Below are 25,133 nucleotides of genomic sequence, written 5' to 3'. Positions count from 1 at the left end.
ACATACTGGGTCGAATGGCCGGGGTGCGACGGACCCTTTGTGCGATCTCTTGTGCCGTCCGGGCGACCCGAAAGGTTCAACGTTTTCCCGCGGAGGCGTGCTGACCGGCGATAACCTCAGAATCGGCACACCATACGAGACGCCGCGCCCGGGGTTCGACACCGCCGAAATCCGGTTAACTTTCCGTTTCACGGTTAAATTGAGCGGGTGCTTGGTCTTCCACCTCACGTGACTACCTGCCTGTTCGATCTGGACGGTGTCCTCACCCAGACCGCGCTCGTTCACAACGCGGCCTGGAAGGAGACCTTCGACGCGTACCTGAGCAGGCGTGCCGCAGCGGAGGGCACGCCCTTCGTCCCGTTCGACTCCGGCTCCGACTATCTGAAGTACGTGGACGGCCGTCAGCGTGCCGACGGCGTACGTACGTTCCTGGCGTCCCGGGGCATCGTGCTGCCGGAGGGCACGCCCGACGACGACGTCGACGCCGAGACGGTGAACGGCATCGGCAACCGGAAGAACGTGCTGGTGTTGACATACATCGCCGAGGGCAAGGTGCAGGTGTACCCCGGCTCGGTCACCTATCTGCACGCGGTGCGGGACGCGGGGATGCGGACCGCGGTCGTCTCCGCGAGCGCCAACTGCCAGGACGTGCTGCGCGCGGCCGGCATCGAGGATCTACTGGAGGAACGGGTCGACGGTGTGGTCGCCCGGGCCGAGGGACTGCCCGGCAAGCCCGCGCCGGACACGTTCCTGGCCGCCGCGAAGAGACTGGGCGTCGACCCGGCCAACGCGGCGGTGTTCGAGGACGCACTGGCGGGCGTCGAGGCCGGCAGGGCCGGCGGCTTCGGGTTTGTGGTCGGAGTGGACCGGGTCGGGCACGCGGACGCGCTGCGCGCACACGGCGCCGACATCGTCGTATCGGATCTCGCCGAACTCCTGGACGGCGGCGAGCCCCGATAGGGACGGCAACCCGCCGGTGGTTCACCGACGGGCTCAGATCAACACTGAAAGGGATCGCTGTGATCCGAGAGCGGGCTTATCCGGTCGAGCCCTGGCATGTCCGCGAGACGCGGCTCGACCTGGACGTCCTGGCACAGTCGGAGTCGGTGTTCGCGCTCTCCAACGGGCACATCGGCCTCCGGGCCAACCTGGACGAGGGCGAGCCGCACGGTCTGCCGGGTACGTACCTGAACTCCTTCTACGAGCTGCGGCCGCTGCCGTACGCGGAGGCCGGTTACGGCTTCCCGGAGTCGGGCCAGACCATCGTGAACGTGACGAACGGCAAGCCGATCCGGCTGCTGGTCGACGACGAGCCGTTCGACGTGCGCTACGGCGACCTCGTCTCGCACGAGCGGGTGCTGGACATGCAGTCCGGCACGCTGGAGCGCGAGGTCGAGTGGTGCTCGCCGGCCGGCCGGTCGGTGCGGGTGCGCTCGACCCGTCTGGTGTCGTTCACCCAGCGCGCCATCGCCGCCATCTCCTACGAGGTCGAGCCGATCAACGGCCCGGCCCGGGTGATCCTGCAGTCCGAGCTGGTGGCGAACGAGCAGCTGCCGCCGACCAAGCGTGACCCCCGGGTCGCGGCGCTGCTGGAGTCCCCGCTGGAGAGCGAGGAATACCTGACCCAGGATCTGGGCGGGCTGCTGATCCACAGCACCAAGACCAGCAAGCTCCGGATGGCCGCCGCGATGGAGCACGTGGTGGAGACCGAGGGCCGGCACATGGTCAAGACCGAGGGCAACCCGGACTGGCTGCGGACCACGGTCGCGTGCATGCTCGAGCCGGGCCAGAAGCTGCGGATCATCAAGTTCATCGCGTACGGCTGGTCCTCCCGCCGTTCCGTGCCCGCGCTGCGCGACCAGGTCGGCGCCGCGCTGGCCAGCGCCCGGCTCACCGGCTGGGACGGGCTGGTCCAGGCGCAGCGGGAGTACATGGACGCGTTCTGGGACCACTCGGACGTACGGGTCGAGGGCGACCCGGAGGTGCAGCAGGCGGTTCGCTTCGCGCTCTTCCACGTCCTCCAGGCCGGCGCCCGCGCGGAGATGCGGCCGATCGCGTCGAAGGGACTGACCGGTCCCGGGTACGACGGCCACACGTTCTGGGACTCCGAGACGTTCGTGCTGCCGGTGCTGACCTACACCCAGCCGGACGCGGCCAAGGACGTGCTGCGCTGGCGGCACGCCACGCTCGACCTGGCCAAGGAACGGGCCGAGACGCTCGGCCTGCGCGGTGCCGCGTTCCCGTGGCGGACCATCCGCGGGCACGAGTGCTCCGCGTACTGGCCGGCCGGCACCGCGGCGTTCCACATCGCGGCGGACATCGCGGACGCGGCCCGCCGCTACGTGCTGGCCACCGGTGACGAGGACTTCGAGCACGACTACGGGTTCGACCTGCTGATCGAGACGGCGCGGCTGTGGCGTTCGCTCGGCCACCACGATCGGCACGGCCGCTTCCACATCGACGGTGTGACCGGCCCGGACGAGTACACCGCCGTGGTCGACGACAACATCTACACGAACCTGATGGCCCAGCTGAACTTCTACGCCGCGGCGGACGTGGCGCTGAAGTACCCGGACAAGGCGCGCGCGGCCGGCGTCGACGACGAGGAGATCGCCGGCTGGCGGGACGCGGGCGCGGCCGTGCACCTGCCGTACGACCACGAGCTGGGTGTGCACCAGCAGTCCGAGGGCTTCACCCGGCTGCAGGAGTGGGACTTCGAGGGCACGCCGCAGGAGAACTACCCGCTGCTGCTCAACTACCCGTACTTCGACCTGTACCGCAAGCAGGTGGTGAAGCAGGCGGACCTGGTGCTGGCGATGCTGTGGCGCGGCGACGCGTTCAGCGACGAGGAGAAGCAGCGTAACTTCGCCTACTACGAGGCCCGCACGGTCCGCGACTCGTCGCTGTCCGCCTGCACCCAGGCGGTGCTGGCCGCGGAGACCGGTCACCTGGAACTCGCCCACGACTACCTGGGTGAGGCCGCGCTGATGGACCTGCACGACCTGCACAACAACGCGCGCGAGGGCCTGCACGTGGCGTCGCTGGGCGGTTCGTGGATCTCGCTGGTGATGGGCCTCGGCGGCATGCGCGACCACGGCGGTCAGCTGACCTTCAACCCACGGTTGCCGGAGCGGATCACCCGGATGGAGTTCGCGCTGCTCTGGCGCGGGCTGCGGCTGCGGGTGGACGTGCGCAGCGACGAGGTCACCTACTCGCTGCGCAACGGCACGGGTGAGAAGAGCGTCACACTCGTGCACCACGGCGAGCTGGTGACGGTGTCGGCGGACAAGCCGGTGACGATGGGAATCCCGGAGCGGACGGGCGTGGGACCGGAGCCGCATCAGCCCGCGGGCCGCGCCCCGGCTCGTCGCGCAAGCTCTCTGTAATTGCCTGCTCGACGATTAGTGCAAGGAAGGCCGTCTCGGTTCGCCGGGGCGGCCTTTCCCGTATCGCGTCGATGTTTCTCTATGTTTTCCGGTCATTGAGCGGGCACTTTGCGTCACTATAGGGAATTCTTAATTTTACGGATCTTGAGCGGTCGTCCTTGGCGCGACTGGGTAGTCTTGCCGCCGGTTGTCATCGGCGGGCACGCCCGGTGCCCGTGGCGACCACCGCCAAATCGCTCAGCGAGTCGGGGAACCACGTTTGTGGGGTGAATCCGCGTCAGCGGTAGGGGTGTCGTTCCCATCCCGAACCCGTCAGCTAACCCGGCCGGCGGTCCGAGAGAGGAACATGATGCGCCTACGGCGAATGGCAGCGCTTTCGGTGCTGCTGGCGACTGTGGCCACGGCCGCGCTCGCAACGCCCGCCTACGCGATCGACGAGGGCGGCACGGAACAGCTCAGGGAACAGCTCGACGCGGCCAGCAAGGGTTTCGTCGAGGCGAAGAACAAGCTCGCGGCCTCGGAGAAGCGCCAGAAGGAGCTGACCGAGGAACTCAAGACGATCGAGGCCGACCTCAAGACGCGTGAGGCGACCGTCGGCGAGCTCGCCGGCCGCACCTACCGCAACGGGCGCCTCGGCCCGATGGTCGCGATCCTCAACGCCTCCGAGGGCGAGGGCTTCATGGACCGGGCCACGCTGCTCGAGACCATGGCGATCAACCAGGAGAAGCAGGTCCGCGAGCTGGTCGTGGCCAAGGACGAGGCCTCCCGTGCGAAATCTGCCATCGACAAGGAGATCGGTGAGCAGAAGAAGCAGGTCGAGACCATGGACAAGCGGAAGAAGCAGGCCGAGAACGCGCTGAAGGCCGCCGGCGGCGGCGCCGCGGCGAACGTCGAGTCCGGCAGCGGCTCCGCGGCGGTCGCGGTCGCGGTCGAGCGGGCTGCCGACGGGTCGTTCCCGTCCGAGAGCTGCACCGTGGACGACCCGACGACCGGCGGCTGCATCACGCCCCGCACGCTGCACGCCTACAAGCAGACCAAGTCGGCCGGCTTCGACCATTTCGTCTCCTGCTACCGCAGCGCCGAGGACGGCGGCGAGCACCCCCGCGGCCGCGCCTGCGACTGGTCCGCCCAGGCCAGCGGCTTCGGCGGCGTCGCCGTCGGCGCGGACAAGGCCTACGGCGACAACCTGGCCAACTTCTACATCAAGAACGCGGACCGGCTCGGCGTGCTCTACGTGATCTGGTGGAGCCAGATCTGGCTACCGTCGAGCGGCTGGCAATCGTACGCCGGCGGCGGCACACCCTCCGGCGACCATACGAACCACGTCCATCTGTCGATCATCTGACGCAACGGAGCCCGCGGCCGCCCACCGCGGGCTCCTTCGTTTCCACCGAAGCGAAATTCCCGACTCTCTTCCCGCATCCGGCGTGGTCGCGCTGGGCTTGCTCCCGCGGGCACCGGTCGTCGCCCAGCGGCTCCTCCCCGCCGGTTCGCCGGCGATCACCCCGAACCCCACCGCCGTTCCAGTGGCCGCTGTCGCCGCCGGCCGCTGCCCGTTAACTGCGGGTGTGGTCAGAAGTGGTTGCGCAGGGTGGTGAAGGAGGGGAGTTCCAGTACGCCCGTGTCGGCTGGGTCGAGGGCGGCGTGCTCAAGTTCCCACGTGTGTGGATGCGGGATGAAGACCGCGTTCCAGCCTGCTCGGCGGGCCGGGATGATGTCGGATTTCGGGGAGTTGCCGATCATCCACGTGGTGGCCGGGTCGAGTGACAGCGACTCGGTCAGTGCCAGGTATGTCGGCAGATCCTTCTCGCGAACCACGTGCACGCTACCGAAATGCCCGGCCAGGCCGGATGCGGCCAGTTTGCGACGCTGTTCCGTGTCGTCGCCCTTGGTCAGCAGCGCCAACTCGTGGCGGGTGCCGAGGTCGGCGAGCGTTTCCGCGACCTCCGGCATCAGCTCGACCTCGTCGAAGACGAGTGCGGCGGCCAGCTCTTCGATCTCGCGGCGCTCGGCGTCGGTGGCCGGGCGTTCACTCAGCTTCTCGAAGCACTCGTGCAGATTGCGCAGGAACACGCGGCTGCCGTAGCCGTGGGTGGCGGCGTTGGCGCGCTCGACGTCGTTGAGTACGGCGCGGATCGCAGCATGGTCGAGCGTCGGGTGAGCGAGCCAGGCGAGGAAGTCGTCGACCACGCGGATGAACAGGACGTTGTTCTCCCAGAGCGTGTCGTCCGCGTCGAAGACCAGCATGCCCACCATGCGATCACGCGCGCGGCGTCCATGTCGCGCGAGTTTCCTGAGGTATTGGCCACAGCGGACGCGCCTTCTCTCGTCGGCCACGACGCGCCGCCGCACCGGGCGATCCGGCGGGCGGCGCCCGCGCCGCGGCCGAACACGATCGAGGTCGCGGGTCGCACGGCCCGGCGGGCCTACGGGCTGACCGGGCCGGTGACGCTCATTCCGCACGGTGCGGCACGGGTTCAGATCGTGAATGAGGCGCCTCCCGGGAATGGGAGACGCCTCGTGGTTGAACGACGCCGGAAACGGGGATCAGCCCTGGCGGCCGTTCCAGCGCGGGTTGGTGCGGTTGACGACCGTGACCCGGCCGTGGCGGCGGACCACCTGCGAACCGGGCTTGCGGGCCAGGGACCGGAGCGAGCTGCGAACCTTCATGGTCGTACCCCTTTCTTTCCGGTTCTGACAATGATTTTCGGCTGATCGATATTCCTCGGGAGGAACGTATGGGTCGTGTCGTGGTGATCAGTGGCGGCGGGACCGGCATCGGGCAGGCGACGGCCGCCCGGTTCGCGCGGGACGGCGCGGACGTGGTGATCGTCGGCCGGCGTGCGGACGCGCTGGCCCGCGCCGCCGAGGGGATCGAGGCGCACGGGGCCGGCTCGGTGCACGCGATCACGGCCGACCTCACCGACGCGGATCAGGCGCTGCGGGTCCGCGACGAGGTGGTCGAACGGCACGGCCGCGCCGACGTGGTGGTGGCGAACGCGGGCGGCAACGTCACCCGGAAGCGCCCACCGAGCGTGACCGGCGCGGACCGCCCTGAGCTGGACCGGCTGCTCACCGTGCGCGAGCACTGGCAGGGCAACTTCGAGTCCAACGTGCTCACCGCGGTCCTGCTGGTCGAGGCGCTGGCGGACGTGCTCGCGGACCACGGCCGGGTCGTCCTGCTCAGCTCGATCGCGGCGTACCGGGGCTCGGGCAACGGCTCGTACGGCGCGGCCAAGGCGGCGCTGCACCCGTACGCGTTCGATCTGTCCACCACGCTCGGCGCGCGCGGTATCACGGTGAACGTGGTCGCGCCCGGTTATGTCGAGGAGACCGAGTTCTTCGGCGACACTATGACGGAGGAGCGGCGGGAGCAGCTGCGGACGCAGACGCACAACGGTCGTGCCGGCACTCCGCTGGACGTCGCGGATACCGTGCACTGGCTGGCCTCGCCCGGTGCGAGCCACGTGACCGCGCAGATCGTGCAGGTCAACGGCGGTGCTCTCCTCGGTCGTTGATGGCGCAAGGGCCCGGCGGGGGAGCGCCGGGCCCTTGCGCACCACCTACTTCACTGGCGGCGTCACCTTCAGCGTCATCAGCGGGATCAGACCGCCGATCTGCGTCTTGACCTCGATCTTGACGCCCGCGCCGGCCACCTTGACCGAGCTCTGCGGGTTCGCCGCATTCCAGTAGCGCAGCGGGTCGGAGTCGTCGAAGACCGGGATGGCCGGCTGGCGCGGCACCGATACCGGCACGCCGTTGCGGTGGAACGTCACCGGGTCCGTCGACTGCAGGCCGAACGTGGCGTCGAACGGCTGGCGCCGGTTGCCGAGCAGCACGCCGTCCGCGAACGAGATCGGTGCGGGGCGCGCGTCGACCGGCAGCGTCAGGCCGGTGCCCGGGTGGACGCTGGTGTTGTTGTTGCCCACGGCCGGGTTGACGTACCAGACCAGCAGGCCGTCCTGGTAGGGGAAGCGCTCGGCCCAGTCCGGCTTGGAGTTGGCCCAGCCCCAGTTGTACGGCCCGAGCTTGAGCGTCTCGTCGTAGCCGGTGTAGCTGCGGTACTCGGCCGCGTAGTAGGAGCCGTCGCCGAGGGGGATCACCACCGCCTCCGGCAGGATCCCGTCACCGTACGCCGCGCTGCCCAGCGTCACGTACTTCGACTTCCCCGGGTTGATCGTGACGAAGTCGGACCAGCCGAGCCAGATCTTCTCCCAGGCGCCCATGTAGCCGGGCGTCGAGCCGATCGTCGGGTTGCCGCGGCCCAGCCACGAACCGGAGGACATCACGGACCAGAAGCCGGTGCCGTTCTCCCCGCCGGCCGTGTCGTACAGGTCGGGCAGGCCCAGGTCGTGGCCGTACTCGTGGACGAAGACGCCGAGTCCGCCGTTCTCCGGCTCGGTGGTGTAGTCGCCGATCCAGATGCCGGTGTCGCCGATCTGCACGCCGCCGGCCAGGTTGCCGGCCGGGCCCGCGGTACCGCGCAGGTTGGAGAACGCGTACCAGCGGTGCGCCCAGATCGCGTCCGTGCCCTCGGCGCCACCGCCGGCCTCCTCGCCCGCACCGGCGTGCACGGCCTGGAAGTGGTCGACGTAGCCGTCCGGCTCGTTGAAGTCGCCGTCGTCGTCGAAGTCGTCCCGGTCCCAGATGTCGAACGTCTTCAGCTGCGCCTTGACCTGCTCCGGCGTCTTCCCGGCGGCGAGCTGCGCGTCGTACCAAGCGGTGGCGCTGTCCTTGATGAAGTTCCAGTAGCCGTCGTTCTGCGGTACGGAGTTGCTGCCGTACCGCGCCTCGTTGTACGGCACCTTCACCCAGTCGGAGACGTCACCGCCGACCGTGTAGCGCCCACCGGACTGCTTGGCGTAGAAGTTCGCCATCGACTCCTTGTTCTTGGCGAACAGCAGCTCCTCGTAGTGCTCCGGGCTGAAGTCCGGCTCCCAGATGGTGGTGTTGTCGTCGGTGGCGCCACCGTCCCACACCCGGTCCGGCTCCGGGATCGCGTTGTGCAGCGGTCCCGGCGTGCCCCCGGCCCGCGGGTAGATCTGGTCGCCGAACTCGACCAGGAAGGTCAGGACCGGGTCGGTCTTCGTCTCCCGCTTCTTGTACTCGACGAACCGGTTGCCGCCCAGCCGGATGACCTCGGAGCCGTTGCGCTTCTCCGTGGTCGTGGTGCCCGCGATCAGCCGGTCCAGCGCCTCGGTCCGCTCGGCCTCGCGCACGTCGGCGAGCGGGTGCGGCAGGTTGTCCTCGCCCAGCACGGCCGTGGGTTCCACGTCCGGGGTGAGTGCGCTCGGCGCGGCCTGCGCCGGGGCCGCCATCAAAGCCGCGACCAGGGTGCCGGCCGCGACCACGCTGACTTGCCTTCTCATTGATGTCCTCCAGATCGGCTGGATGGACAGCTTAAAATGTCATGTATCTCGATCTAGCGATTCAATGTTGCGGTTCCGTGTCGAAGTCCTCACCGCTCGTCAGGATCAGGAGCCGTTCGGGCCGTACGCGGTGAGGAACCGGTCGCGGAACGACTCCATCGGCCAGACCGGGGCGTCCGGCGCCGGCTTGAGGCCGTCCGTCCACTGCCAGGCGTCGATCCGGTCCAGCACCGCCGGGTCCTTGGCGACGATCGTGACCGGCACGTCGTGGCTGGCGTCCGGGCCGGTGACGGTGGTGGCCGGCTGGTGATCGCCGAGGTAGATCACGACGGTGTCGTCGGTGCCGTGCCGCTCCAGATACGTGAACAGCGCGGTCAGCGAGTACTCGATGGACATCCGGTACGCGTCCCGCGGCTCGTCCGGCACGTCGACCCGCTCCGGCATGCCCGCGAAGGCCGCGCCGTCACCGACCGCGTCCCAGTCGATCATCTCGGGGATCGAGTCCCACGGGAAGTGGCTGGAGAGCAGGTCCAGCTCCGCCATGATCGGCCCACGGTCCGCGCGACCGTGCTCCAGCCGCTCGAACGCGGTCAGCGTGTACTGGTCCGGCATGGTGGTCCAGCCGAATTTCGGCCCGGCGTACCCCAGGTTGCGGGAGTCGTAGACGGTGTCGAAGCCGTACCAGTCGCCCTCCGGCCAGGCGTACGTGTTCGCGGGCGCGACGCAGACCGTGGACCAGCCGGCCCGGCGGAACGACTCGGAGAGCGTGAGCCGGTCGCTCGCCACGATCGTGCGGTACCGCTGCTGGTTGTCGACGCGTAGGCCGGACTGGAACGTGGAGTGCGCGAGCCAGCTGTAGCCGCCGAACGTGGACGAGGTCAGCCAGCCGCTGCGTGCCGCGAACCCGGCCGCGTCGAGGCGCTGCCGGCCGTCCGCGAGAACCGCACCGACCCGCTCGGACATCGACTCGTCCTCGACCGCGCTGCGACCGTAGCTCTCCACGAACGTGAGCAGCACGTCCTTGCCGCGCAGGCCGGTCAGCAGCCCGTTCGGCGGCACGTCCCGGAACGCGTCCACCCCGGCCGCGGCCGCGAAGGTCTCCTGATCGTGCAGCGCGGCGTTCACCAGCTCGGCGCGCTGGGTGAGGAACGCGGTCGCGCCGCGGTCCGCGACCGGGCTGCCGGCCAGCGCCAGCACCAGCCACGCGGTGGTCAGCAGCGCGACGGCGCGGGTGCTCCCGGTGCGGTGCCGCGCCAAGACCCGGCCGAGCCGGATCAGAGACAGCGACATCAGCACCGGTACGGCGAGCAGCAGCGCCACCGCGAGAACCACCGCGGCGATCGCGCCGGCCCGGCCGATCGAGCCGGTCAGGAACGTGATGCCGTCGTCCGCCAGGCTCCAGTCCAGCACCAGGTCGAACTGGCGGGCGTAGACGGTGAAGAAGCCCATGTCGGCCAGCTTGATCAGGGTCAGCAGGCCGAGGACCAGACCGGCGGCGATCGCGCCGGCGATCCGCGCACGGCCCGGCAGGAGCAGTAGGAGCGCGGTGACGGCCAGCGCCTCGACCGGGACGCGGAGGAACGTGGCGGCGGTGAGGCCGGTCAGCTGGTTGGGCAGCAGTAACGCGGCCAGGACCAGCAAACCGGCCAGCACGGTGATCGCCGCCGCGGCGGGCCGTCGTACCGGGTGCTGTTCCGTCCGCTCAGCCTGCTCTTCTGCCTGCTCTTCTGCCTGCTCTTCCGGCACACCAAACCCCTCGGTTGCTCTTCTCCAGGTCAGGTCCCGGCCGCGCCCCGACCACCCACTCCGAACCGGAGTGACGCAGTCAGCTACGAGCAGATCAGCCGACGAGTTCGATGACCGCGCGCCGGATCAGGAACTTGCCGGGCTCGCGGACCTGCTCGAAGGCGGCGTCGTTCAGCAGGATGCAGCTGCCGGACACGCCGGTCACCTCCACCGTGATGCTCTTGTCGTTGTCCAGGTTCGTCACCCGCAGCCGGGTGCCGGCCGGAAACTCGCTGCTCGACGCGGCGGGCGCGCCGGCCTCTCCGGAGAGCGTAACCGTCGAGCCGTCGCAGACCACGTCTCCGGCGCCCTGGTCGCCGTCGGCCTCCTCGGCCGGCGCTTCCTCGGCCGGCGGCGCTTCCTCGGCCGGCGGCGCTTCCTCGGCCGGCGGCGCGTCCGCGACCGGTGGCTGCGCGATCACGTCGTCGCCTCCCTGGCCCGGGGCGCAACCGGCCGCCGCGAGCTGCTGATCGATCACGGCGATGACGTCCTGCCGGTTCTTGATCCGGGCCTCGGACAGCGCGTCCGGGTTGGCCCGCTGCTCCGCGATGAAGTCGAGGTTCCGCTGCCGGGCCGCCTCGATGCCGGTGCACGGCCCCTCGGCCGCACCGCTGATGCCGGTGCCGACCGCGAAGGCCCCGCCGGCGAGCGCGACCGCGGTCACTCCGATGATGATCTTCCGATTGCGGCCGATGAGGAGCTGGCGCCAATTCATGATCTTCTCCGTCCGTTCGCCCTGCGTCGTTGCGGCACCGGTTCCTACGGGCGGGGACGGCCGGGAAGATCAAGCCTTGGACCCTAAAGTTTCACTAACAGTCACAGAACGCGCTCTCGCACACGGTTTCCGCCACGGTCAGTTAAATGATTTCGGCGCGAGATGGAAATAGCGAAGCCGATTACCTGTAAGTAGCGTCGGAGAATCCTCAAGCCGTTGCAGGTCAACAGATATTTGTCATCGCCAGGTACCTGCTGCGTCGTCCATTGTGAGTTTCCCGACTGTGGCCGATTGCCGACCACGTCGATATGATCCCGCAATATTCAAGCCGGTACGGTTCGGTGGTGCCCGAAACCTCGGAGCGGTCGCTCGCCGGTCGTTACACCCTCATTCGCGCGCTCGGGCAGGGCGCCATGGGGCGGGTCTGGCTCGCCCGTGACGAGATGCTCCGGCGCGACGTCGCCGTCAAGGAGCTCGTGCCGCCGCCCGGCCTCAGCGAGGAGGAGACGGCCCAGCTCCGCGAGCGTTCACTGCGCGAGGCGCGCGCGATCGCACAGCTCAGCCACTCCAACGCCGTCCGGATCTTCGACGTCCTGATCGACGGGGGCGACCCGTGGATCGTCATGGAGTTCATCCCGTCCCAGCCGCTGCACAGCGTGCTGCGCGCCGAGGGGCCGATGACACCGGCCCGCGCCGCCCGCATCGGCCTCTCGGTGCTCGCCGCGCTCCGCGCCGCACACCGCGTCGGTGTGCTGCACCGCGACGTCAAACCGGCGAACGTGCTGCTCGGCACGGACGGCCGCATCATGCTCACCGACTTCGGGCTCGCCACGGTCGAGGACGATCCGGGCATGACCCGCACCGGCATCGTGCTCGGCTCCCCGGCATACCTGGCGCCGGAGCGGGCGATCGGCGAGCCGGCCGGGCCCGCGTCCGACCTGTGGTCGCTCGGCGCCACGCTCTACGCGGCCGTGGAGGGTCGCTCGCCGTACGCGCGGTCGTCCTCCATCGCCACGCTGGCCGCGCTCGCCACCGAGCTGCCCGCGCCGCCGCAGCGCGCCGGTGCGTTGTTCCCGGTGCTGGAGGGCCTGCTGCGCAAGGATCCGGCCCGGCGGATCGACGCGGCCGAGACGGAGGCGCTGCTCACCGCCGCGGCGTCATCGGGGGACGAGCTGACCGCTTCGATGGCGGCGCCGGCGATCCCGAAGCAGCGCCGCGACGAGCGCATCGAGGCCACCGGTGCCGCCCCGGCCGCGGGCACGGTGGACGCGCGGTTCGGTTACCGCGGCGCGGAGGCGAGCGCGTCCGCACCCGCGACGGCTGCGCCGGGGTCGGCCATCCCCGGTGTCGAGGGCAGCTTCGGCTTCCGCGGCCTGGACACGGGCGGCACCGGCTCGTCCACCACCGCTGGTGCCGGCACGTCCGCCGGGCCTGCCGCCCGGCCCGCCCGGTCCCGCTTCGAGCAGGCGCCGGCCGCACCGGCCGCTGGTCGTGGCCTGGCCGACTGGCTGATCGGCCCGCATGCCGGCCGTGGCCGGCTGACCATCCTGATCCTGATCCCGCTGCTGCTGGTGCTGATCGGGTGCCTGCTGGCCCGCCCGCTGCTGGCCGGGGAGAGCACCGGCGACGACGGCGGTGCGGAGGAGCCGGCGGTCGGCGCTCCGGTCTGGGCCGGTCCCGGCGGCTCCAGGCCGGCGCCGACACCGGCCGCCACCGGCACCGCGGTCGGGTCCGCGTCGCCGGTCCCGGCCACCGACGGCGCCGGTGCGGGCGCTCCGCGGCCGCAGACGACGGAGATCGCGGCGCCCGCGACCAGCAAACCGGCGCCGGCGACCGGTGCGGCCGCGGTGGACGGGCCGCCGCCGGTCTTCACCGGCCGCGCGATCGTCAACGCCGGCAGCGGCAAGTGCGTCGACGTGCCGGGCGGCGACACGTCCGCCGGCCGCGCGATCCAGATGTGGGACTGCAACGGCACGGCCGGCCAGACGTTCGAGCTGGCGGCGGACGGCCGGCTGCGTACGCTCGGCCGCTGCCTGGAGGTCACCGGCGAGGACGACGGCAGCCGGCTGCGCACGGCCGCCTGCGACGGCGGCTGGGAGCAGGTCTTCACGCTCAATGCGGCCGGTGACCTCGTCAACGTCCGGGTCGACCGGTGCGTGGACGTGGTGGACGGCGATACCGCGAACGGCGTGCCGCTCCAGATCTGGCAGTGCAACGGCGGCCCGCACCAGAAGTGGTACGCCGGCTGAGATCACCGCAGCTCGGAGCGGCCGGCGGAGTTGGCATCGGCCGCTAGACTCCGCAGGTCGTTCGTAGCGGGGAGGCAGTCGATGACGCCGGAGATTCCGTACCGGGTGGTCGGTGAGCTCGGTTCGTGCGACGTCGGCACGGTCTGGTCGGCCGTCGACGAGCAGCGCGGGCTCCCGGTCACCGTGGCGGTGCTGAACGCCGCGGCCGCGGCCGACCCGCGCTGGCGGGACGCGTTCGCGGCGCACGCCGGCACCGCGCACGCCGGCGCCGACTTCACCGCCGCGGTGCCCTGGGTCGCGTTCGACGGCGCCGAGGAGCCCGGCGCGGAGCGCGTCTTCGCCTCACTCGGCCGGACGTACACGCCGGCCCGCGCGTTCGGCACGCCGGTCTCCGGCTCGGTGTCGGCCGCGAACATGGAGATGGGCGACGACCCGTTCGGGCTCGGCGGCGCCGCACCCCGGCGCCCGTACTTCGGCGAGGGCGCCGAGGACCCGTTCGGTGGCACACCCGCAGCCCGCAAGCACGGCAACCGGCTCTGGATCGGCGTCGCCGCCGGTGCCGCGGTCCTGCTCGTCGGCGTCGGCGTGGTCGTCGGCATCACCCGGTTCGGCGGTGACGACGCGGGCGGCACCCCGCCGGCGGATGCGGTGGCCGCTCCGGCGCCGGCGAGCGCGCCGGCCGGTGCCACGTCCCCGTCGCCGGGCGCGATGAACGCGACCCCGTCGTCGGGTTCGGTCACGCCATCTGCCGTCGCGTCCTCCTCCGCCGCCGCTCCCACCGCACCGGCCGCGGGTGAGGCCGCTCCCGCACCGGCCGGGAACGCACCGGCACCGGCCACGGACTTCACCGTGCCGGCCCGCTCGGTCCGGCCCGGCATCGAACCGCCGTACACCGGCACCTGGCCGGCCGGCTGGCCGGAGTACCGCAGCGGCGACCCGACGAAGGTCTACACGCTGCCCGGCCTCGGCTTCGGCGTACGGATGCCGTCGAACTGGAAATGCAAGCAGAGCGGCGCCGGGCACGTCTGCGGCTACGTGGAGAACGGCACGCTGATCGCGGGGGGTGAGATCATTGCCCGGGACTGCGGCTCGCCCTGCGACGAGGCCCGCCGCACCGCGCTGCGCGCCACCGAGGACGCGTTCGGCGCACACTGGCGATTCGCCGGCGACGACATCACCATCGCGGAGACCGAGAAACTCAACGGCAGCACCGGGTACGGCATCGTGATGATCGGCTACTACCGCAGCGGCTCGGTGGATCGCCAGGTCGTGATGCGGATGACCGCCGACGTCGCCTGGAACAACGAGTTCCGGCGGATCGCGGCCGGCATCCGCGACACCGCCGGGCTCTGACGGGCGGATACTGTGGCCGTCGTCGGCGTCTTCGATGAGCGGAAGAACGGAACAACGACACAGACATGGCCACGGTACGTCTGAGCGCACTGACCGGCCGCGTGCTCGACCGCCCCTCCACGGTCGTGCTCGGCGCGGTCGTCCTCGCGCTCGGCCTCGTCCCACCGTCGATGCCGGGCGCGGTCTACCCGCACGCGGCCGCGCTGCTCGCCGCGGCCGCGGTGATGGCCGTGCGCATGCCGCGCCGCCTGGTCGGCGGCCTGCTGCCCTGGCTCCCGCTGGTCGCCTGGCTGGCCGTCGGCCTGCTCCTGCACGGTCGCTTCGCGGTCACCGGCGTGCTGTACACCGGCCTGGCCGGCCTCAGCTTCGCGGTCGGCTGGGCCGCCGCGCAGGTCCGGCTGCTGCACACCGACGGCGATCCCCGGCCACCGGTGCTGGCCTGGGCCGTCGCGTTGATCGCCGTGGTGCAGCTGCCGGTCGTCGCGTTCACCGGCACGCCCGGCGGGCTGTTCCTGCTGTCCGCGCTGTGCGCGCTCACGCTGCCGCGCGACCGGTGGTGGAGCTGGGCCACGCTGACCGCCGCGTTCCTCGGCGTCTGGCTGGCCCGCAGCTGGGGCCTGCTGGCCGGCACGCTCCTGCTGGTCGCGCTGTTCGTGCTGCTGGAACGGCTGTCCGGCGACCGGCGGCGCGGACGCGTGGCGATCCTGGCGCTGGCCGGTGCGCTCACCGCGGCCGCGCTGCCATGGTTGATCACCGCGGCGGCTCCGGCGGCCTCGGTGTCCGGTCTCGATCCGTTGGCCGGCGCCGGTGCGGGAGAGCTGGCCGCCACCGGCGACGTGCACAACGTCGTGCTGCGCGGCGTGACGGAACTCGGTCTGCCGGGCGCGCTGCTGTTCTGGGCGCCGGTGGCGCTGGTGCTGATCGCCGCGGCGTGCCGCGCCTGGGTGACCCGCGGCGGCGACCTGCCGTCCCGGCTGCTGATCAGCGTCGCGCCCGGGTTGCCGCTCGCCGGAGTGACCGGCTGGGATCCGTATCCGCTCGCCCTCACGCTGCTCGCCGGCTACTTCGGCGCCCAGATCGACATCGCCGCCCCCAACCCCTTCACCGCCATCCCTCGCGCCGCCACACCCCCGCCGCCCGCCTCCGCCGCCGCCTCCGGCGGCGACGGCAGCGATGTCTTCGGCCGCGCTCCTGCCACCGGCGACGACCCCGCCGCCGTCGATGCCGATTCCATCGACGATGCGGCCGTCCGCGCGGCTGGTTCGGGCGGTGATGCGGCCGTCCGCGATGCTGATTACATCAATGGCGTGGCCGCCGGTTCCGTTGTCGGCGAGACCGCAGTCGCCGGTTTTGCTCGGGAGCCTCGGGACGTCCCTGGTTCTGCGGCGAATGATGATGTGGCTTCAGGCGTGGACGACTTCGCGGCCGATTCCCTCGCGGAGGCGGAACCTACGTCCAGGCCGTATCCAGAGGCCGGCACGGCTGACGCGACACCTGCGAAGCTGGTCTCGGTGGCCATTCCCGCTGATCAGCCTGTGCCCGCGGCCGATCCCGAGCCAACCGCGCCCGTCGAGCCGGTCGAGCCGGCGGAACCGATCATGGCAATCGAGCCGGCCGAGCCGGCCGAGCCGGTCGAGCCGGCCGAGCCGGTCGAGCCGGTCGAGCCGAACGCGCCGATCAAGGCCGTCGAGATCGCGGATGAGCGTGAGGAGCCGGTCGAGGGGACGGCCGTTCCTGAGGATCGGATCGAGGGCGGGATCGACCTCGAAGAGCCGATCGAGGCGCCGGTCGAACCCGAAAAGCCGGCCGAGAGGTCCGAGCTTGAGAAGCAGGTCGCGGCGACGGCTGAGCTTGAGAACCCGATCGCGGCGACGGCCGAGCCAGCGGCGGCCGCCGAGCCGGAAACGGCCGCGGAGTCCGCGGCGGTGGCCGCGACACCGGAGACGGCAGCGGAACCCGAGGCGGTGGCCGGCGCCGGTCAGGCGGAGAACAAGGCTCGCCGTCCCCAGGGCAGGGCGCGTAGTACCCGGCGCCCGGGGAACCGCCGCCGGCGCTGAGCGCGGCGGCGCCGCTACTTCTCCGCCGCGGCCAGGATGTCCGGGACCGAGTCGGTGCGGACCGCGTCGTACAGTGCGGTCGCGGCCTGGGTGTCGGCGAGGACGACGCTCTCGTCGCCGACCCGGCCGGTGCCGGTGGTGGGAGTGGTCAGGAACGTCAGGTTGCCGCCGCGGACGTTGCGCATCTGGGTGGCCAGGTCGAGGATCGACAGCGTCTGGTCGACCGAGACCGCGTCCGCCGTGGCCTTGACGAAGTCGTTGACCGCGGCCGGGCTGGAGAGCATGCCGCCGGACGCGGCCCGGTCCAGGATCGCCTTGATCACCTGCTGTTGGTGCCGGATGCGGGCGAAGTCGCCGTCCTGGAACTGGTAGCGCTGCCGCGCGTAGTCGAGCGCGGTGGCGCCGTCCATGTGCATGCTGCCCTCGGTGAACTCGCGGAACGGCTCGTGGATCGACGTGAAGTCCTGCTCGACCTGGATGTCGATGCCGCCGAGCGCGTCCACGATCTGCTGGAAGCCGCCGAAGTCGACCAGCACCACGTGGTCCATCCGGACCTTGGTGAAGTCCTCCACGGTCTGCACCATCAGCGGCACGCCGCCCCACGCGTACGCCGCATTGATCTTCGCTTCCGTGTCGCCGTTGCGGCCGTCCGGCGAGCGTGGCACGTGCACCCAGGTGTCGCGCGGTATCGAGATCAGCTGCGCGCCGGACCGGTCGGCCGGCAGATGCGCGACGATGATCGTGTCGCTGCGGGAGCCGGTGGTGTTCTCCGGGTCACGCGAGTCGCTGCCGAGCAGCAGCAGGTTGAGCGCGTTCGCGGCGACCTCCACCTTGACCGGCCGGGACTCCTCCGGGACCTCGGTGAACGCGTCCACCTTCTCGATGCTGCGCTCGACCGAGCTGACGTAGAGCGCGGTGGCCGCGGTCGCCCCACCCGCGATCACCAGCCCGGTCACCACCGCGAAGATCAGGACGCGTGCCCAGCGGGCGCGTTTGCGAGCCGGCCGGACCGCCTCGATGACCTGGGTCGCGTCCTCGTCCACGAGGCCCCCCGAACGTTCCATTCCGCGGAGCGTACCGACCCGGGAACCCGCTCTGACCAGCCATTTCAGCCGTTGTTGCACCGGCCGACCCGGTAATTCTCCGGTGCCGCCACCGGACACCGGGCGCGACGCCGGACAAACCGTGTCAGGACCAGGCCGCCCAGAGCCGGGCGTACACCCCGCCGGCCGCGACCAATTCCTCATGGCTGCGTGCTCGACGACGCGGCCGTCGTCGAGCACCGCGATGCGGTCACACGCGCGGGCCTGACTCAGCCGGTGTGCGACCACGATCGCGGTCCGTCCCCGGGCCACGGCCTCGGCGGCGCGGTCGAGTTGGCGGGCGCCCGCGCTGCCGGCCTCCGCGGTCGCCTCGTCCAGGATCACCACCGGCGGGTCGCGCAGCAGCAGGCGGGCCACCGCCAGCCGCTGCGCCTCCGCGGGCGGGAGCGTGGCGTCCGCGTCCAGCTCACGGTCACAGCCGACCGCGTCCAGCGCGGCGAGCGCGAGGTCGTCGCGGATCGTGCCGGCGAACACGTGGGTCTCCTGCGACACCAGGCACACCCAGTCGCGGAGCACGCCGGCGTCGAGCGTGGATACGGTCTCGGAGCCGTCCGCGTCGGTCAGCGTCACCCGGCCGGCTGAGGGCGTGAGGACCCCGGCCACGATACCGGCCAGCGTGGCCTTGCCGGCCCCGCTGACGCCGACCAGCGCGAGCGACGTCCCCGCCTCGACGGCCAGATCAACACCTTTCAGAACCTCCGGGTCGTATGTGTGGCGCAACCCGGCCACGGTCACCCGTACCGTGCCCCGGGGTTTGGGGTCGAGGCCGGCCGGTGCGGGCGGCACGAGCAGCACGCCGACGGTGCAAACGGGCGCGGCCCCGGCGCGCTGCACCTCGCCGAACGACAGCAGCAGCGTGCCGAGCGGCGTGAACAGGCGGTGGAACAGCAGCGCTGCCGCGGCGGGCACCGACCGTGATCAGGTCGGTGCGCACCAGCCACCACCCGGCGAGCAGGATCGCGGCCAGGCCGATCGTCGGTCGCGTTCATCGACTTGCTGAACCACACGTAGAGGCGCAGCGCCCGCAGACCGACGTCGAGCGCCGCACCGGACGCGGCCTCGACCCGGCCGGTCTGCAGGTCCGGCATGTCGTACGCGTACACGGTCTCCCGGCCGCGCAGCGACTCGATCAGCACGCGTCCGCGCTCCGCGGCGAGCGCGCGTTCCCGGGCACAGCGGGCGCGGCAGGTATTGGTGCATGCTCACGGCGTACACCGGGAAGACCGTGGCGAACGCGTGCAGCGCGTGCCGCGGCCGGGCCGCCGCCAGCCCACGCTCCACACCGGACCGGAAGTCGGCCGCGTCCGAGCCGGCGGCCAGCGCGTACCCGCCCGGGCCCCGGGTCAGCGCGCCCGCGCCGAATGCCTTGCGCAGCCGGGGCACGTACGCCTGCAGCGACGCGGACGGGTTCGCCGGCGGCCTGCCGCCCCAGACAGCCTCGGCCAGCCGGCCCTCGGAGACTGGCACGCCGTGCGCCGCGACCAGCGCCTCGGTCAGCCGGCGTGGCTGCGGGCCACCCGGGTCCACGCGGCTGCCACCGTCCGTGATCTCCAGTGGCCCGAGCACCCGGCAGAACACCACGATCGGCAAGGATAGATTGCAAGAATCCTGCAAGGCCACCCCGGCGCGGTGTCACCATGACGACGACATCGACGGCCGGCGTGGACACCTGGGAAATGGTCATGGCGCACCGGCTCTACCGCCTGCTGCACCGCCTCGGCGAGCTGAACGACGCCTGGCGCGCGTCCGCCGCCGCCACCGTCCGGGACGAGCTCGCGGACGTACTGGCCCAGGCGTCCCCGGTGCTCGACGAACACCTGGACGACGAGGAACGGGACCTGCTGCCGCTGGTCCCTCCACACGTGTCACAGCAGGAGTGGGACGCGCTCAACGCGCGGGCCCGCGGCAGCCGCCCGAAGGACCTGCGCTCCGCGTTCGCCGCACTCGGCGCGATGGTGGAGGACGCGACCGCGGAGGAACAGCGCCGTTTCATGACCGAACTGCCACCACCGGTACGGCTGCTGTGGCACCTGGCGGGCCGCCGCTCCTGGACCCGGTCACGCAACCGGGTCCGGCGCGGGTGATCGGTGCCCCCGGCAGGATTCGAACCTGCGACACACGGTTTAGGAAACCGTTGCTCTATCCCCTGAGCTACGAGGGCGCGGATGGTCATGTTACCCGACCGGGCGGTGTGCGGCGCCGTGCGGCGGACGACCGGCGTGAAGTGACATTCGCGGGAACTTTCCGCCCGGCGCCGGTACGGTGGGCGACCACACCGTCTCGGTGGGTCTACCGAAGATCACGGACTTATATCAAGAGATTAAGTGCATCCTAAAAGATTTCTTTGATGTCCGAGAAATGGATATCGTCAGGCCGCGTTGCGGGAGCCGCTGTCGTGGAGACAGCCGGATGATTCCCCACCCCCCTTGGATTTCCTCTGTAGGAGAACGCGTGACTCTGCGTCGTGAACGTCCTCTTTGTACTTAAGTGCTTTCGGAGAGTGACGTCCGCCGCTGGTTCCTGAGGCTTCATCGAAAACGGCATCACCCGGAGCACGCCGATCCGCGAATCGGCGTGTTCCGTTCGTTCCCCTCTTTTGGAGCGTCGCACCCATGAGATCCGTCCCCCGCATCCGCCGTGTCGTCGCTCTCGCGGCCGGCGTCCTCCTCGGACTGACCGGGCTGGCCACTCTCGGCTCCCCGGCGAGCGCCACCCCCGGCAACCACGGTGGCCCGCAGTGCGTCCAGCCGCAGGACGCGAAGTACCAGCACTGGTTCAACGGCCCGGCCGGCACCGCCAGCATCAAGCTGCTCGGCAACAAGCCGCTCTGCGCGGACCAGTCGTTCGCGCTGGTCTCCTACACCGCGCCGTCGGCCACGTTCGCCACCCCGCAGCACGTGCTGGACAGCTCGGTGCAGAAGTTCGTCCCGGCCAAGCGCGGCGAGCTGACGGTGAACAAGCTGGACTTCAAGGTCGAGGTGCCGGAGTGCTTCACCCAGGTCGACTTCGTCTTCGGTGACCAGATCATCAACCCGCTGACCGACACCAGCGACCGCTACAACAGCCGCAAGGTCGGCGAGAACGCGGCGCCGGGCAACCGGTCGAAGCCGGCCCCGGGCCAGCCGAAGACCGCGTTCTACAACGGCGGTCAGGGCACCTGCAAGGCCGAGCCGGCCGTCGAGGCGCTGCCGGACTGCGAGGGCAACGTCGCGGTCAAGCTGATCAACCGCAGCACGTTCAGCGAGACGTTCACGATCACCGCGGACGGCGGCTTCTCCAAGACCGAGACGCTGAAGGCACGCCAGGAGCCGGTGACGGTGAACCTGGTGCCGGCGAACGCGAAGAACATCGTGGTCACGTCCCGCGGCAAGGAGATCTACCGCGGCGGCTGGGCCCAGCCGCAGGACTGCCAGGTTCCCGAGGTCGGCACGCCGGACGCGTCCGTGACTCAGACCTGTGAGGGGCTGACCTTCACGATCAAGAACCCGGCCAACGGCAAGGACCTGACCGCGACCTTCACCCCGAACACGGGTACGGCGCAGACCGTCACGGTCAAGGCGGGCGAGGACAAGACGGTGCCGTTCCCCGGTTCCGAGGGCCTCACCGTCAAGGTCGAGGGTGACCTGGCCGTGCTGAACGGCGAGGTCGCCTGGACCGCGCCGGAGAACTGCGCCGGTGAGCCGACCCCGCCGGCCGGGGGCACCCCGAGCCCGAGCCCGAGCGTGACCACGCCGGCCACGCCGGGCACCCCGGAGCCGTCGACCACGCCGGTCGCGTACACCCCGGGTGACGAGCCGGAGCTGCCGCTGACCGGTGCGGCCGTCGGCACCATCGCGGGTGCCGCGGTCCTGCTGCTCGCCATCGGTGGCGGTCTGTTCTTCATGGCCCGTCGCCGGAAGCTGAACTTCACGGCCTGACGATGTACACGGAAGGGCGCGTCGACCGGTGACGGTCGGCGTGCCCTTCTCGTCTATGCGGACACTGCCGTGCCGGTGAACGCGCCACCCGGCGTGAACCGCACGGCCGCCTCCGCACCGTCCGGCAGCCGCAGCGTGCCCTCGCCGGACGGCAGTAGCAGATCCGCGATCTCACCGTCGCTCAGGTCGACCGTGCCGGTCCAGGTGACCACGCCGGTGTCCGTGTCCCGCCGGGTCCGGATGCTGGTGTGCTTCACGGTCTGCGCGGTGCCGTCCGCGGCGAACAACGTGGCGTTGCCGATGTAGGTGCCCATGGCCCGAAACTACTAGCCTGTCCGGCGATGGCGGACGCGAGGACGATCGCGCACCGGCTCACGCTCGATCACGTGTTGCACCTGATCAGCGAGGCGCCGTGCGCGGACCGGCTGGTGCTGCGCGGCAGCGCGTCGATGGGCGCGTGGGCCGGCGACCGGGCCCGCGAGCCGGGCGACCTGGACTGGGTGGTGCGCCCGGTGGACGGCGTGCCCCGGGACGAGCGCGACCCGTACCCCGATGAGGAGTCGCCCCGGGCCGGCGGCGACATCCGGCTCGACCCGGCGGGGGCGGACTGCGCACGACTCGGGGACGGCGACGAATACCGGTACGCCGGGATCGCCGGCCTGCGGATCGCGGTGCCGTGGCACGCGCCCGGCCTGCCCACCGGCACGCTGCAACTGGACTTCGCCTACGACGAGCCGCTGCCGGAGCCGCCGGTCCCGGTGCTGATCCCGCCCCGGCCTCCCGCCGCCGGCCGACCGTGATCTGGACCGCGTCGCGTGCGCTGTCGCTGGCCTGGAAACTCAAGTGGCTGGTCACCGACCAGGCGACGCCGGGCGTGTCCGCGGGCACGGACCTCTACGACGCCGCGCTGCTGGCCGAGCCGGACGATGTGCGGCTGTCCCGGCGGCTGCGGAGCCTGCTGCCCGGCCGGCGGCTGCCGGCGCCGGACGGGATCCGCGGCTGGACCGTCGACAGGGACCCGAGCCAGCGGGAGCCGCTGGCCGTGGCGGTGGCGCGGCTAGGCGACCACTAGCGTGATGTCGTCACCGACCGTGACTACATCACCCTTGAAGAGCTGCCGGCCGCGGCGGTCCTCCGGCTCGCCGTTGACCGTTACGTCCTCGGTGTTGAGCAGATACTTCACGTCCGAGCCGGCCTCGATCACGTCCGCGAGCTTGAGGAACTGCCCGAGCCGGATCATGTCGTCGCTGATGGTGACCTCACGCATGAATTCATCATTCAGCCTCGCCGAGAACCGCGGCCAAGCGGGTATGCTGCGAAGCGGACCGTGACTGGCGCTGTCAGATGGAGCAACCATCGGGGAGCGGTCCCGCCCGCACCGGGCGTCTGCCGCGCGCCTGGGCCTCTTCCACCTGTGATAGGGAGGTCCAATGTCCGAACTGAACGCCGAGTCGACCGCTTTCCGCGCCGCGCTCGATGTCATCCGCTCCGTCGAGCCCCGGGTCGCCGACGCGATCGCGTCCGAGCTGACCGACCAGCGCGAGTCGCTGAAGCTGATCGCGTCCGAGAACTACGCCTCGCCCGCCGTGCTGCTGGCCATGGGCAACTGGTTCTCCGACAAGTACGCGGAGGGCACGATCGGCCGCCGCTTCTACGCCGGCTGCCAGAACGTCGACACCGTCGAGTCGGTCGCGGCCGAGCACGCGAAGGCGCTGTTCGGCGCGCCGCACGCCTACGTCCAGCCGCACTCCGGCATCGACGCCAACCTGGTCGCCTACTGGGCGATTCTCGCCGACCGGGTCGAGAAGCCGATGCTGCAGAAGTTCGAGAAGCGGCAGATCAACGACCTGACCGACGCCGAGTGGGCCGAGATGCGCGCCGCGTTCGGCAACCAGCGCCTGATGGGCATGTCGCTGGACGCCGGTGGCCACCTCACCCACGGCTTCCGGCCGAACATCTCCGGCAAGATGTTCGACCAGCGCTCCTACGGCGTCGACCCGGCCACCGGCCAGATCGACTACGACGGCCTGCGGGAGAGCGCGAAGGAGTTCAAGCCGGCCGTGATCGTCGGCGGCTACTCCGCATACCCCCGGAAGGTGAATTTCCGCATCATGCGGGAGATCGCCGACGAGGTCGGCGCCACGTTCATGGTCGACATGGCGCACTTCGCCGGTCTCGTCGCCGGCAAGGTCTTCACCGGCGACTTCGACCCGATCCCGCATGCGCACATCGTCACCACCACCACGCACAAGTCGCTCCGCGGTCCGCGCGGCGGCATGGTGCTCTGCCAGCCCGAGCTCGCCGACCAGGTCGACCGCGGGTGCCCGATGGTCCTCGGCGGCCCGCTGGCGCATGTCATGGGCGCGAAGGCGGTTGCGCTCGCCGAGGCCCGCCGCCCCGAGTTCGCCGACTACGCGCAGCGCATCGTCGCCAACAGCCAGGCGCTGGCCGAGGGCCTGATCAAGCGCGGTGCCACCGTCGTCTCCGGCGGCACCGACAACCACCTCGTGCTGATCGACGTCGACAAGTACGGCATCACCGGCCGCCAGGCCGAGCAGGCCCTGCTCGACTCCGGCGTCGTCACCAACCGCAACAGCATCCCGAACGACCCGAACGGCGCCTGGTACACGTCCGGCATCCGCGTCGGAACCCCGGCCCTGACCACCCGCGGCCTCGGCATCGACGAGATGGATCAGATCGCCGACCTGATGCACACGGTCCTCACCCAGACCACGCCGGACGCCGGCTCCAAGGCCAAGTTCCACCTCGACCCGGCCGTCTCCGACCGCGTCTCCAAGCAGGCCACCGAGCTGCTCGCGCCGTTCCCGCTCTACGGCTCCGTCACGCTGTAACGCTTCCCAGGGCCCGCCTCCGGTTCGCCGGGGCGGGCCTTCTCATGGGCGAAGACGCGGATATTCCCGCTTCCGGCGTGGCCGAGTTCCGCATGCTCCCGCGGGCACCGCTCGGCCGCGGGCGGCCTCCCTGCCGGTTTCGCGGTGGTCCGCACAACCCCGCCGGGCTGGACGGATCAGGCCGCCGGCACGTCCAGCAGCGCCCGTACCGTCTCCAGGATCGTGGCCACGGCCGCGCGTCGTCGGAGGCGCCGGGCCCCGGCCGCGGCCGAGTGGTAGTGCGCGGAGAGCAGCAGCGTGCCGGTCGGTTCGGTGCCCGGCAGTGTCGCCATCATGCTCTGCACCCG

21 protein-coding genes, 1 tRNA gene and 2 riboswitches are annotated in these 25,133 nt (G+C 71.0%); of the genes, 12 read left to right on the top strand and 10 right to left on the bottom strand.

Annotated elements, in window-relative coordinates; all coding sequences use genetic code 11:
• The first annotated feature begins 207 nt into the window (after positions 1-207).
• The 3 genes from J2S42_RS19805 to J2S42_RS19795 all read left to right on the top strand — a co-directional run bounded on the left by J2S42_RS19805 (position 208) and on the right by J2S42_RS19795 (position 4,731).
• On the top strand, positions 208-960 hold the full coding sequence (locus J2S42_RS19805; protein WP_307241278.1) for an HAD family hydrolase: 753 nt from the start codon (positions 208-210) through the stop codon (positions 958-960).
• Between the two features lie 59 nt (positions 961-1,019).
• On the top strand, positions 1,020-3,386 hold the full coding sequence (locus J2S42_RS19800) for a glycoside hydrolase family 65 protein (protein WP_307241276.1): 2,367 nt from the start codon (positions 1,020-1,022) through the stop codon (positions 3,384-3,386).
• Between the two features lie 216 nt (positions 3,387-3,602).
• A riboswitch (cyclic di-AMP (ydaO/yuaA leader) is annotated at positions 3,603-3,733 on the top strand.
• Between the two features lie 17 nt (positions 3,734-3,750).
• Entirely contained in the window at positions 3,751-4,731 is a 981-nt protein-coding gene (locus tag J2S42_RS19795; protein WP_307241274.1) for a coiled-coil domain-containing protein, read from the top strand.
• A gap of 227 nt (positions 4,732-4,958) precedes the next feature.
• Here J2S42_RS19795 and J2S42_RS19790 read toward each other — a convergent pair whose 3' ends face one another.
• Both J2S42_RS19790 and J2S42_RS19785 read right to left on the bottom strand, forming a co-directional pair.
• Positions 4,959-5,633: an HAD family hydrolase gene (locus J2S42_RS19790; protein WP_307248859.1), complete on the bottom strand. Its 675-nt coding sequence runs from the start codon at positions 5,631-5,633 to the stop codon at positions 4,959-4,961.
• A 300-nt stretch (positions 5,634-5,933) separates the two neighbouring features.
• Entirely contained in the window at positions 5,934-6,056 is a 123-nt protein-coding gene (locus J2S42_RS19785; RefSeq protein WP_307241272.1) for a ribosomal protein bL36, read from the bottom strand.
• 68 nt (positions 6,057-6,124) lie between these two features.
• Here J2S42_RS19785 and J2S42_RS19780 point away from each other — a divergent pair, with 68 nt between their 5' ends.
• Positions 6,125-6,904, top strand: coding sequence for an SDR family NAD(P)-dependent oxidoreductase (locus J2S42_RS19780; protein ID WP_307241271.1), 780 nt, complete (start codon positions 6,125-6,127; stop codon positions 6,902-6,904).
• Positions 6,905-6,949: 45 nt separating this feature from the next.
• On the opposite strand, the gene J2S42_RS19775 is transcribed toward J2S42_RS19780, so the two are convergent.
• From J2S42_RS19775 to J2S42_RS19765, 3 genes are all read right to left on the bottom strand, one after another.
• Positions 6,950-8,755: an immune inhibitor A domain-containing protein gene (locus J2S42_RS19775; RefSeq protein ID WP_307241269.1), complete on the bottom strand. Its 1,806-nt coding sequence runs from the start codon at positions 8,753-8,755 to the stop codon at positions 6,950-6,952.
• A gap of 105 nt (positions 8,756-8,860) precedes the next feature.
• The gene (locus J2S42_RS19770) at positions 8,861-10,501 is read right to left on the bottom strand and encodes a sulfatase-like hydrolase/transferase (RefSeq protein WP_307241267.1); all 1,641 of its coding nucleotides are present in this window, start codon (positions 10,499-10,501) and stop codon (positions 8,861-8,863) included.
• 94 nt (positions 10,502-10,595) lie between these two features.
• Positions 10,596-11,255 carry an SCO2207 family protein gene (locus tag J2S42_RS19765; RefSeq protein WP_307241265.1) on the bottom strand — a complete coding sequence of 220 codons (660 nt, stop codon included), beginning with the start codon at positions 11,253-11,255 and terminating at the stop codon, positions 10,596-10,598.
• Between the two features lie 344 nt (positions 11,256-11,599).
• On the opposite strand from J2S42_RS19765, the gene J2S42_RS19760 reads away from it, so the two are divergent.
• The 3 genes from J2S42_RS19760 (at position 11,600) to J2S42_RS19750 (ending at position 16,914) form a co-directional block, all read left to right on the top strand.
• The gene (locus tag J2S42_RS19760) at positions 11,600-13,504 is read left to right on the top strand and encodes a serine/threonine protein kinase (protein WP_307241263.1); all 1,905 of its coding nucleotides are present in this window, start codon (positions 11,600-11,602) and stop codon (positions 13,502-13,504) included.
• Between the two features lie 81 nt (positions 13,505-13,585).
• Positions 13,586-14,857, top strand: a complete 1,272-nt coding sequence (locus tag J2S42_RS19755) for a hypothetical protein (RefSeq protein ID WP_307241261.1) — start codon at positions 13,586-13,588, stop codon at positions 14,855-14,857.
• A 65-nt stretch (positions 14,858-14,922) separates the two neighbouring features.
• On the top strand, positions 14,923-16,914 hold the full coding sequence (locus tag J2S42_RS19750) for a hypothetical protein (RefSeq protein ID WP_307241259.1): 1,992 nt from the start codon (positions 14,923-14,925) through the stop codon (positions 16,912-16,914).
• Between the two features lie 14 nt (positions 16,915-16,928).
• On the opposite strand, the gene J2S42_RS19745 is transcribed toward J2S42_RS19750, so the two are convergent.
• Entirely contained in the window at positions 16,929-18,926 is a 1,998-nt protein-coding gene (locus tag J2S42_RS19745) for an LCP family glycopolymer transferase (RefSeq protein ID WP_307241257.1), read from the bottom strand.
• A 728-nt stretch (positions 18,927-19,654) separates the two neighbouring features.
• Here J2S42_RS19745 and J2S42_RS19740 point away from each other — a divergent pair.
• Positions 19,655-20,101 (top strand): hemerythrin domain-containing protein, encoded by a 447-nt coding sequence (locus J2S42_RS19740; protein ID WP_307241255.1) that lies wholly within the window; start codon positions 19,655-19,657, stop codon positions 20,099-20,101.
• 4 nt (positions 20,102-20,105) lie between these two features.
• On the opposite strand, the gene J2S42_RS19735 is transcribed toward J2S42_RS19740, so the two are convergent.
• Positions 20,106-20,178, bottom strand: a tRNA-Arg gene (locus J2S42_RS19735).
• A gap of 451 nt (positions 20,179-20,629) precedes the next feature.
• On the opposite strand from J2S42_RS19735, the gene J2S42_RS19730 reads away from it, so the two are divergent.
• Complete coding sequence (locus tag J2S42_RS19730) at positions 20,630-21,934, top strand: LPXTG cell wall anchor domain-containing protein (RefSeq protein ID WP_307241253.1); 1,305 nt, start codon at positions 20,630-20,632, stop codon at positions 21,932-21,934.
• A 53-nt stretch (positions 21,935-21,987) separates the two neighbouring features.
• Here J2S42_RS19730 and J2S42_RS19725 read toward each other — a convergent pair whose 3' ends face one another.
• Positions 21,988-22,248, bottom strand: a complete 261-nt coding sequence (locus tag J2S42_RS19725; RefSeq protein WP_307241251.1) for a hypothetical protein — start codon at positions 22,246-22,248, stop codon at positions 21,988-21,990.
• Between the two features lie 27 nt (positions 22,249-22,275).
• Here J2S42_RS19725 and J2S42_RS19720 point away from each other — a divergent pair, with 27 nt between their 5' ends.
• Positions 22,276-22,734, top strand: a complete 459-nt coding sequence (locus J2S42_RS19720; RefSeq protein ID WP_307241249.1) for a nucleotidyl transferase AbiEii/AbiGii toxin family protein — start codon at positions 22,276-22,278, stop codon at positions 22,732-22,734.
• Positions 22,731-23,006, top strand: coding sequence for a hypothetical protein (locus J2S42_RS19715; protein WP_307241248.1), 276 nt, complete (start codon positions 22,731-22,733; stop codon positions 23,004-23,006). Before J2S42_RS19720 ends, J2S42_RS19715 begins: the two co-directional genes overlap by 4 nt.
• Here J2S42_RS19715 and J2S42_RS19710 read toward each other — a convergent pair.
• Complete coding sequence (locus J2S42_RS19710; RefSeq protein WP_307241246.1) at positions 22,992-23,201, bottom strand: RNA-binding S4 domain-containing protein; 210 nt, start codon at positions 23,199-23,201, stop codon at positions 22,992-22,994. The genes J2S42_RS19715 and J2S42_RS19710 overlap by 15 nt on opposite strands.
• A 50-nt stretch (positions 23,202-23,251) precedes the next feature.
• Positions 23,252-23,344, top strand: a riboswitch (ZMP/ZTP riboswitch).
• A 20-nt stretch (positions 23,345-23,364) separates the two neighbouring features.
• Between J2S42_RS19710 and J2S42_RS19705 the strand changes: the two genes are divergently transcribed.
• Positions 23,365-24,786 carry a glycine hydroxymethyltransferase gene (locus J2S42_RS19705; RefSeq protein ID WP_307241244.1) on the top strand — a complete coding sequence of 474 codons (1,422 nt, stop codon included), beginning with the start codon at positions 23,365-23,367 and terminating at the stop codon, positions 24,784-24,786.
• A 176-nt stretch (positions 24,787-24,962) separates the two neighbouring features.
• Here J2S42_RS19705 and J2S42_RS19700 read toward each other — a convergent pair whose 3' ends face one another.
• Positions 24,963-25,121, bottom strand: coding sequence for a hypothetical protein (locus J2S42_RS19700; protein ID WP_307241242.1), 159 nt, complete (start codon positions 25,119-25,121; stop codon positions 24,963-24,965).
• Between the last annotated feature and the right edge of the window lie 12 nt (positions 25,122-25,133).

It is taken from the genome of Catenuloplanes indicus (genome assembly GCF_030813715.1).
Classification (GTDB): Bacteria; Actinomycetota; Actinomycetes; order Mycobacteriales; family Micromonosporaceae; genus Catenuloplanes; species Catenuloplanes indicus.
Note: the sequence above shows the minus strand (reverse complement) of the source record. Positions and strands in the feature narration are given on the sequence as shown.

Excerpts from the sequence above, each read along its gene's own strand:
- J2S42_RS19705 (WP_307241244.1), top strand. The coding sequence starts at position 23,365 with ATGTCCGAACTGAACGCCGAGTCGACCGCTTTCCGCGCCGCGCTCGAT.
- J2S42_RS19780 (WP_307241271.1), top strand. The coding sequence starts at position 6,125 with ATGGGTCGTGTCGTGGTGATCAGTGGCGGCGGGACCGGCATCGGGCAG.
- J2S42_RS19720 (WP_307241249.1), top strand. The coding sequence starts at position 22,276 with ATGGCGGACGCGAGGACGATCGCGCACCGGCTCACGCTCGATCACGTG.
- J2S42_RS19790 (WP_307248859.1), bottom strand. The coding sequence starts at position 5,633 with ATGCTGGTCTTCGACGCGGACGACACGCTCTGGGAGAACAACGTCCTG.
- J2S42_RS19775 (WP_307241269.1), bottom strand. The coding sequence starts at position 8,755 with ATGAGAAGGCAAGTCAGCGTGGTCGCGGCCGGCACCCTGGTCGCGGCT.
- J2S42_RS19755 (WP_307241261.1), top strand. The coding sequence starts at position 13,586 with ATGACGCCGGAGATTCCGTACCGGGTGGTCGGTGAGCTCGGTTCGTGC.
- J2S42_RS19785 (WP_307241272.1), bottom strand. The coding sequence starts at position 6,056 with ATGAAGGTTCGCAGCTCGCTCCGGTCCCTGGCCCGCAAGCCCGGTTCG.
- J2S42_RS19700 (WP_307241242.1), bottom strand. The coding sequence starts at position 25,121 with ATGATGGCGACACTGCCGGGCACCGAACCGACCGGCACGCTGCTGCTC.
- J2S42_RS19740 (WP_307241255.1), top strand. The coding sequence starts at position 19,655 with ATGACGACGACATCGACGGCCGGCGTGGACACCTGGGAAATGGTCATG.
- J2S42_RS19730 (WP_307241253.1), top strand. The coding sequence starts at position 20,630 with ATGAGATCCGTCCCCCGCATCCGCCGTGTCGTCGCTCTCGCGGCCGGC.
- J2S42_RS19725 (WP_307241251.1), bottom strand. The coding sequence starts at position 22,248 with ATGGGCACCTACATCGGCAACGCCACGTTGTTCGCCGCGGACGGCACC.
- J2S42_RS19765 (WP_307241265.1), bottom strand. The coding sequence starts at position 11,255 with ATGAATTGGCGCCAGCTCCTCATCGGCCGCAATCGGAAGATCATCATC.
- J2S42_RS19710 (WP_307241246.1), bottom strand. The coding sequence starts at position 23,201 with ATGCGTGAGGTCACCATCAGCGACGACATGATCCGGCTCGGGCAGTTC.
- J2S42_RS19750 (WP_307241259.1), top strand. The coding sequence starts at position 14,923 with ATGGCCACGGTACGTCTGAGCGCACTGACCGGCCGCGTGCTCGACCGC.
- J2S42_RS19795 (WP_307241274.1), top strand. The coding sequence starts at position 3,751 with ATGGCAGCGCTTTCGGTGCTGCTGGCGACTGTGGCCACGGCCGCGCTC.